Here is a 782-nt window from a genome sequence, read left to right on the forward strand (position 1 = left end):
GACCAGATGGTACAACTCCATTGACTCCAGTCGATCCAGCAGATCCAACGAAGGGTTATGAAGCACCACCAGTACCAAATGATCCAACAACGGATACAATTATCAACTATATTCCAGTTACTCCAGATACTCCAGATACTCCAGAAGAACCATCTAAACCGATGACCCCAGCTGCTCCTGAACCAGCTCGTCCAGGAACACCTGCAACCCCTTCAAGTGCATCTCCAGGCCAATTGCCAAACACTGGTGAAGCTTCATCTTCAGCAACTGTACTTGGTGCAGCAATGCTTGTAGCAGCTCTTGCACTTGTTGGAAAACGTCGTCGCAATAAGTAAGAATAATCAATTGTATTTCAATTTATCCTTCCTATTTATTTGATTGCATCGATAGAAAGGGGAAGATTCGCTTTCCTTTTAGTAAGAGGTTCTACTATCTGATATATCTAGTATATAGAGGCTCTTTGTCAACTGTAGTGGTTAGACGAAAAGCTAACACCTAGGGGCTGGGCAAAAACTAGCCACTCGCATATAAAAAACGAGCAATTCCAATTAGGAGTTGCTCGTTTTCGGCTTTTTGGGGGCTCTTTGTCAACTGTAGTGGGTTGACCCATTTAACACCGAGAGAGGACAGGAATTGTCTTCTCTCGTTTTATGTTTATGGCAATGAAAATGCGATTTTTGAAGTTTTCAAAGTAACCGCCAAATAACAAGGTATATTGAAAAAGGCTCCAAAGTCCTGTTGACTCTGGAACCTTTTTCTATTTACATGCTCTCTTAATATTT

1 protein-coding gene is annotated in these 782 nt (G+C 41.7%); it reads left to right on the top strand.

Annotated features, from left to right (window positions below; genetic code table 11):
* Positions 1 to 335 (top strand): LPXTG cell wall anchor domain-containing protein (locus RFK25_RS11485; protein ID WP_332413542.1); only part of this gene is annotated, 335 nt, incomplete at its 5' end.
* Positions 336 to 782 lie beyond the last annotated feature (447 nt).

This window comes from Streptococcus sp. SS-4456 (genome assembly GCF_036680365.1).
In the GTDB taxonomy this organism is placed as follows: Bacteria; Bacillota; Bacilli; order Lactobacillales; family Streptococcaceae; genus Streptococcus.